This window comes from Nonomuraea sp. KM90 (genome assembly GCF_052246675.1).
In the GTDB taxonomy this organism is placed as follows: Bacteria; Actinomycetota; Actinomycetes; order Streptosporangiales; family Streptosporangiaceae; genus Nonomuraea.
The window spans coordinates 1-878 of the sequence record NZ_JBQQCB010000385.1 but is presented as its reverse complement, the minus strand read 5'-3'; the positions used below and the strand labels follow the sequence as shown (position 1 = coordinate 878).

General features: G+C 67.1%; 1 protein-coding gene. It reads left to right on the top strand.

Annotation, left to right across the window (positions count from 1 at the left end; translation table 11 throughout):
* Positions 1-878 (top strand): complex I subunit 1/NuoH family protein (locus ACTWPW_RS64370; protein ID WP_443175066.1); only part of this gene is annotated, 878 nt, incomplete at both ends.

Here is an 878-nt window from a genome sequence, read left to right as displayed (position 1 = left end):
CCGCTGCAGCTGGTCGACCTGCCGGTGGCGGTGCTGTTCATGCTGGCCATGGGCGCGGTGTCGGTCTACGGCGTGGTGCTGGCCGGGTGGTCGTCGCGTTCGCCGTACGCGCTGCTGGGCGGTCTGCGCTCGGCGGCCCAGGTGGTCTCCTACGAGATCGCGATGGGTCTGTCGTTCGTGGCCATCTTCCTGTTCGCCGGGACGCTGTCCACCTCGGAGATCGTCAAGGCGCAGGAGCAGACCTGGTTCGCGGTGCTGCTGATCCCGTCGTTCCTGGTCTACGTGATCTGCATGTTCGGTGAGGCCGCGCGGATCCCGTTCGACCTGCCCGAGGGCGAGGGCGAGCTGGTCGGTGGCTTCCAGACCGAATACTCCTCGTCGCTGAAGTTCGCCCTGATCATGATGGGCGAATACCTGCACACCTTCACCGCCTCCGGCATCGCCGTGACGCTGTTCCTGGGCGGCTGGCGGGCGCCGCTGCCGATGGACTGGGAGTGGGCCCACACGGGCTGGGTGCCGGCGCTGTGGTTCTTCATCAAGTTCGTGCTGACCTTCTGCTTCATCGTGTGGGTGCGGGCCTCGCTGCCGCGCGTGCGTTACGACCAGCTCATGTCGCTGGGCTGGAAGGTGCTGATCCCGGTCAACCTGGCCTGGATCCTGCTGGTGGCCGCGGTGCGCAACGTGGTGGTCAACGAGGGCAACCGGATGATCGGCATCGCGGTCGGCGCGGTGATCGTGGTCGGCGCCCTGGCCATCTGGATGCGCTTCGACACCGTCAACCAACGGCGCAAGGAAGCGAAGAAGGCTCAGGTGGAGGCCGAGTTCGAGGAACTGTCCAACGAGCCGACGGCCGGCGGCTTCCCTGTGCCGCCGCTCGA